The sequence below is a fragment of the Gemmobacter lanyuensis genome, from assembly GCF_014652355.1.
GTDB classification, from domain to species: Bacteria; Pseudomonadota; Alphaproteobacteria; order Rhodobacterales; family Rhodobacteraceae; genus Gemmobacter; species Gemmobacter lanyuensis.
On the sequence record NZ_BMYQ01000031.1, the window covers coordinates 1 to 5,641 of the forward strand.

The 5,641-nt window shown below is 64.3% G+C and carries 8 protein-coding genes and 1 tRNA gene; 8 read left to right on the plus strand and 1 reads right to left on the minus strand.

Annotated features, from left to right (window positions below):
• On the minus strand, positions 1-707 hold a 707-nt coding region (locus IE101_RS19465; RefSeq protein WP_189635500.1), incomplete at its 3' end, for an acyl-CoA dehydrogenase family protein.
• A gap of 101 nt (positions 708-808) precedes the next feature.
• Between IE101_RS19465 and IE101_RS19470 the strand changes: the two genes are divergently transcribed.
• The 8 genes from IE101_RS19470 to IE101_RS19505 all read left to right on the plus strand — a co-directional run.
• Positions 809-1,726, plus strand: coding sequence for a LysR family transcriptional regulator (locus tag IE101_RS19470; RefSeq protein WP_189635501.1), 918 nt, complete (start codon positions 809-811; stop codon positions 1,724-1,726).
• Between the two features lie 76 nt (positions 1,727-1,802).
• The gene (locus IE101_RS19475) at positions 1,803-2,678 is read left to right on the plus strand and encodes a carbon-nitrogen hydrolase family protein (protein ID WP_189635505.1); all 876 of its coding nucleotides are present in this window, start codon (positions 1,803-1,805) and stop codon (positions 2,676-2,678) included.
• Positions 2,679-2,780: 102 nt separating this feature from the next.
• Positions 2,781-2,999: a translation initiation factor IF-1 gene (infA, locus tag IE101_RS19480; RefSeq protein WP_054301515.1), complete on the plus strand. Its 219-nt coding sequence runs from the start codon at positions 2,781-2,783 to the stop codon at positions 2,997-2,999.
• Entirely contained in the window at positions 2,996-3,574 is a 579-nt protein-coding gene (locus tag IE101_RS19485; protein WP_189635502.1) for a Maf family protein, read from the plus strand. Before infA ends, IE101_RS19485 begins: the two co-directional genes overlap by 4 nt.
• Positions 3,571-4,623 (plus strand): ribonuclease E/G, encoded by a 1,053-nt coding sequence (locus IE101_RS19490; protein WP_189635503.1) that lies wholly within the window; start codon positions 3,571-3,573, stop codon positions 4,621-4,623. The genes IE101_RS19485 and IE101_RS19490 overlap by 4 nt, the downstream gene beginning before the upstream one ends.
• The gene (locus IE101_RS19495; RefSeq protein ID WP_189635504.1) at positions 4,620-4,802 is read left to right on the plus strand and encodes a DNA gyrase inhibitor YacG; all 183 of its coding nucleotides are present in this window, start codon (positions 4,620-4,622) and stop codon (positions 4,800-4,802) included. Before IE101_RS19490 ends, IE101_RS19495 begins: the two co-directional genes overlap by 4 nt.
• A 78-nt stretch (positions 4,803-4,880) precedes the next feature.
• A tRNA-Phe gene (locus IE101_RS19500) sits at positions 4,881-4,956 on the plus strand.
• A gap of 66 nt (positions 4,957-5,022) precedes the next feature.
• Positions 5,023-5,641, plus strand: a 619-nt coding sequence (locus IE101_RS19505) for a DUF6538 domain-containing protein (protein WP_373296139.1), incomplete at its 3' end; no start/stop codon positions are given.

Sequence of the window (5,641 nt, forward strand, 5' to 3'; positions counted from 1 at the left end):
ACATCCTTCATCACGATCTCGCCGGTGATCGAGGCCCGCAGCGAGAGCTTGCCGCCAATCTTCGGCGCCGAAAGCCCCGGCATCCCCTTGTCCAGCACAAAGCCGCGGATCTTGCCGCCATGCGCCTCGGATTTCGCCCAGACGACAAAGACATCGGCGATCGGCGCGTTCGAAATCCACATCTTCGCGCCATTGAGCACATAGCCCGAGGCCGTCTTGCGCGCGACCGTCTTCATGCCGGCCGGGTCCGACCCGGCATCCGGCTCGGTCAGGCCGAAGCAGCCGATATACTCGCCACTGGCCAGCTTCGGCAGGTATTTCTGCCGCTGCGCCTCCGATCCATATGCATAGATCGGGTACATCACGAGGCTCGACTGCACCGACATCATCGAGCGATAGCCGCTGTCCACACGCTCCACCTCGCGCGCGACCAGGCCATAAGAGACGTACGAAGCCCCAAGCCCGCCGTATTCCTCGGGCACCGTCACGCCCAGAAGGCCCATCTCGCCCATCTCGCGGAAGATCTCGGGCGCGGTCACTTCCTCACGGTAGGCCGCCGTCACCCGCGGCTGCAGCTTGTCCTGCGCATAGGCCCGCGCCGCATCCCGCAGCATCCGCTCCTCCTCCGTCAGCTGATCCTCAAGACGAAACGCATCGCTCCAGTCAAAAACACCAAGCTCAGGCATATCCTTCGGTTTCAGGGCCATTTCCACGCCTCACTCCAGATCGGGTTGATATGCGTATAAGGGTTTGTTTGGGGCAAAGATAACGCTATATCGGCGTTTATATATGTGTGAAAGGAATAGTAATGGCGACGCCCCGCCGCCTTTTGCCCTCGGTTTCGCTGCTGATGGCCTTTGAATCGGTGATCCGGACCGGATCCACCCTTGCCGCCGCCCATGACCTGAGCCTGACACAGGGCGCGGTCAGCCGCCTGATCCAGAACCTTGAGGCGCAACTGGGCGTGCAGTTGTTCCGGCGCGAGGGGCGGCGGCTGGTGCCTACGGAAAACGCGCTGTCCTATGCCCGGGACGTGGCCAAGGCGATGGACCTAATCAGCCGCGCCTCGATGCGGGTGCGCTCGGCACCCGGGGGGGGGACGCTCGCGCTCTCGATCCTGCCGACCTTCGGGACGCGCTGGCTCGCCCCCCGCCTGCCGCGCTTTCTGGCCGAACATCCGGGGATCACCATCAACCTTGGCACGCGCCTGCGCCCCTTCGACTTTGCCGAAGAGGGGTTCGATGCCGCCATCCACTTTGGCGATCCGACCTGGCCCGACGCAGGCTTTGCCAAGCTGTTTGACGAGCGCATGGTGGCTTGCGCCGCACCGGGCTTTCTGGCCAGCCACCCGATTTCCGGCCCGCAGGATCTGATCGGCCTGCCGCTTCTGCAACTGGAAACCCGCCCCGATGCCTGGGCGGGTTGGTTCGCCCATCATGGCGTTCGAACCGCCGTGCCGCTGGGGATGCTGTTTGACCAGTTCGCGCCCATGATCCAGTCGGCGATCTATGGCATGGGGATTGCGCTTTTGCCCGAGTTTCTGGCCAAGGCCGAGCTGGCCGACGGACGGCTGGTCGATGCCTGGGGCGGCGCGGTCCCCAGCCAGGGCAGCTACTACCTCGTCTGGCCCAAAAGCGCGGAAACCTTCCCCCCGCTGGTGGCCTTCCGTGACTGGCTGGTCGGCGTGGTCCGCGGCGGCGGGGAAGAGGGCGTGCTGGCGTGGTAATCCGTCGCGCGCGGGCTGGCGGTCCCTGCGCGCCCGTGGCAATCTGCCCCCGATTGCAGGAGCCGCCATGACCGATGTGAAAATCGCCGCCGCCGCCTATCCGCTTGATTTCTTTTCAGACTTCGCAGGATACGAGGCCAAGCTTTCAGCCTGGGTGGCCGAGGCCGCTGCCACCGGCGCACAGCTTCTGGTCTTTCCCGAATATGGCGCGATGGAACTGGGCAGCCTGGGTGGCGCCACCGTTGCCGCCGATCTGGAGGCCTGCCTGCATGAAGTCGCACGCTGGCGGCCCGAGGTCGATGCCCTGCACCTGCGGCTTGCGGCGCAGCATGGGGTGCATATCCTTGGCGCCTCGGGGCCGGTGTTTCCAGACCCGCACAGCCGCCCCGTCAACCGCGCGACCTTCTATGGCCCCACGGGGATTCTGGGCCATCAGGACAAGCAGATCATGACGCGCTTTGAACGCGAGATCTGGTTTGTCGCGCCCGGTCAGGGCCTGCCGGTCTTTGACACCCCGCTGGGCCGGATCGGCGTGGTAATCTGCTATGACAGCGAATTCCCGCTGCTGTCGCGCGCGCTGGTCGAACAGGGGGCCGAGATCCTGCTTGCGCCGTCCTGCACGGACAGCTTCCGCGGCTTTACCCGCGTCCGTGTCGGTGCTATGGCAAGGGCGCTGGAAAATCAATGCGTTGTGGTGCATTCGCCGACCGTGGGCCTGTGCGATTTCTGCCCCGCGGTCGATGAAAACGTAGGCAGCGCCGCGATCTATGGCCCGCCCGATCTGGGTTTCCCCGAAAACGGCATCTTCACGGAGACGCCGCTCAACGCACCCGGGTGGGCCTATGCGACCATCTCACGCGATGCGATTGCCGAGGTGCGTCGCGCGGGCGGGGTTCTGAACCATCTTCACTGGGGCGAACAGGCCGACCGACTGGCCCGCGCCCGGCGTTGATTGGCCTGCGGCGTCGATTCCCCCTTGAAAAATAGGTGAAACAGGCGCATCTAGCGGCTGAGCCTGCGAACCCGTCGCGGGCCGAACCCATTTGGAGTGACCATGGCCAAGGAAGAACTGCTCGAATTCCCCGGTGTCGTCAAGGAACTCCTGCCGAACGCGACATTCAAGGTCGAGCTGGAAAACGGCCATGAACTGATCGCAACCATGGCAGGCAAGATGCGCAAGAACCGCATCCGCGTTCTGGCAGGCGACAAGGTGCAGGTGGAAATGACCCCCTATGACCTGTCGAAAGGCCGCATCAACTATCGTTTCAAGTGAAGCTGATCCTCGGCTCCGCCAGCCCGCGCCGGAAAGATCTTCTGGCGCAGCTTGGCATTGCCCCCGACGCGATTCTGCCCCCGGACATTGATGAAGACCCGCTGCCGCGGGAACTTCCGCGCCCCTATTGCGCGCGTCTGGCCCGGGAAAAGGCCGAGGCGGTTGCCGCCGGGCCGGATGATATCGTGCTTTGTGCCGATACAACCGTAGCGCTTGGCCGCCGCATTCTGGGCAAGCCCGCCGATGCGGGCGAGGCCGCGGCCTTTCTGACCCTACTGGGCGGGCGCCGCCATCAGGTCATCACCGCCATTGCCGTCCGCCGCGGACCGCGCCTTTGGGTGCGCGAAGTGGTGACGGATGTGAAGATGAAACGGCTTTCGGATCTTGAACTGAACGCCTATCTCGCCAGTGGCGAATGGGAAGGCAAGGCCGGGGGCTATGCCATTCAGGGCCTCGCCGGGGCGTTCATCACATGGCTTTCGGGGTCGTTCACCGGCGTGGTGGGCCTTCCCGTGGCAGAAACGGCCGTGCTTCTCGCCGCGGCCGGCTATCCCGTATACGGAGACAAGGCATGAAGGGCCGCGTGATCGCACTCGACCGCATCGAAGACCGCGAGGCTGCGGCGCTGATCGTGGACGGGGTCCTGCAGGATTTCGTGCTGGACCCGGCGGGCGACGCGCCCCTGCCCGGCGCCATCTATCGCGGCATCGTGGACCGCCCGGTCAAGGGCCAGGGTGGCGTCTTTGTCCGCATGCCCGACGGGCAGAGCGGCTTTCTGCGGCAGGTCTCGGGCCTTGCGCCCGGTCAGGCGGTGCTGGTGCAGGTCAGCGGCACGGCCGAACCCGGCAAGGCCATTCCCGTCACCACGCGGCTTCTGTTCAAAAGCCGCTTTGCCATCATCACCCCCGGCGCCCCCGGCCTGAACATCAGCCGCCGCATCCGGGATGAGGATCTGCGCGCCGATCTCGACAGCCTCGCTCAGGCGGGGATGGAGGGGGCGCCCAAAGACCTTGGTCTGATCCTGCGGTCGGCCTGCGAAGCCGCGGATGAGGCGGAGATCGCCGAAGACATCCTTGCCATGCGCGACCTTGCGGTTGCGGTGCTTCAGGATGTGGACGGCAAGCCCGAGCTGCTGGTTGATGGCGCCTCGGCCCATGAACAGGCCTGGCGCGACTGGACCGATCCGACCCCGGATGACCTGGACGACGCGGCGGGGTCTTTCGGCAATCACGGCGTGCTGGAAATGCTCGACACCCTGCTTGCGCCGGGTGTGGCGCTGCCGGGCGGTGGACAGATGTTCATCGAACCGACGCGCGCACTTGTGGCGGTCGATGTGAACACCGGCCCGGACACGAGCCCCGCCGCCAGCCTCAAGGCCAATGTCGCCGCCGCCCGCGATCTGCCGCGGCAGCTGCGCCTGCGCGGTCTGGGCGGGCAGATCGTCGTCGATTTCGCGCCCATGCCCAAGAAAGACCGCGCCACGCTGGACCAGGTCCTGCGCGCAGCCTTCAAGGGCGAATCGGCCGAGACGAGCCTTTCGGGCTGGACGACGCTGGGCAATTACGAGCTGGTCCGCAAACGCGACCGCCTCCCCCTGACCGAGCTTCTGGCGGGGCGGGCATGACCTGCCCGATCTGCCAGAAAGACACGGATGCGAAATACCGCCCCTTCTGTTCGCGCCGCTGCGCGGACATTGATCTGGGGCGGTGGCTCAAAGGCAGCTATGTCATTCCCGGCACCGCCCAGGAAGAAGACGACCCTGCCCCCAGCGGCCAAGCCCCAGAAGAAAATCCGCGTCACTGATCTTTTTTGCCCAAACCCTCTGGACAGCCCCCGCGCCCTCGCTTAATACCGCCTCACCAAACGGCAGATGCCGACGGTGCCCAGATAGCTCAGTTGGTAGAGCAACGGATTGAAAATCCGTGTGTCGCTGGTTCGATTCCGGCTCTGGGCACCATTTTCTCAAGCTAAGGTTCTGAAATCGTTGAGAAACCGTCTTCAACGGCTTGGGGCGTAGAACCACGTGTATAACCTTCCTGTAAAATACACCTTCCAGAAGGGCGAAGTCTATTATTTCGTTCGGAAGGTTCCCGCCGATCTTCGGGCGAAATATCGGTCACAGAGAATCTCGTTTTCGTTGCGAACGCGTTCCCCAAAGGTGGCCGATCAGCGCTCCCGACGTGTCGCTGCCAAGCTGGACGATTATTGGTTCCAGTTGCGCATGACCTCGGGCGTTCCCGGCTCAAATATGCTTTTGGAAGAGGTGCCCGCATCTCCTGCCCCTGCCGTTCCGTCGAAGGTCGAAGCGCAGCCCGAAGTAGCGAATCCAACGCTCACCGAGGCGGTGGCGCTTTACAAGCGACTCAAAGGCGCTGGGAAGTCCGAGACCTTCCTGAGGGCTCCTGAGCGTGTTGCCGAATACCTTCGTGAAGCGGTTGGCGAGAAGCGTCTGCTGGACTACACCCGTGCTGATGCCAATAGGTTCAGGGACTGGCTGCTCGCGCGCGGCATCGTCGGCAGCAGCATCGCTCGGACGATGGGAACCCTGCGTGCAGTGCTCAACTTCGCAGCAAGCGAGCACGCTTTTGGACCTGCACCGGTTCTGTTCCGGTCAGGTGCTCATGTTAGGCGGCCCTCTGTTC

Excerpts from the sequence above, each read along its gene's own strand:
- IE101_RS19470 (WP_189635501.1), top strand. The coding sequence starts at position 809 with ATGGCGACGCCCCGCCGCCTTTTGCCCTCGGTTTCGCTGCTGATGGCC.
- infA (WP_054301515.1), top strand. The coding sequence starts at position 2,781 with ATGGCCAAGGAAGAACTGCTCGAATTCCCCGGTGTCGTCAAGGAACTC.
- IE101_RS19490 (WP_189635503.1), top strand. The coding sequence starts at position 3,571 with ATGAAGGGCCGCGTGATCGCACTCGACCGCATCGAAGACCGCGAGGCT.
- IE101_RS19495 (WP_189635504.1), top strand. The coding sequence starts at position 4,620 with ATGACCTGCCCGATCTGCCAGAAAGACACGGATGCGAAATACCGCCCC.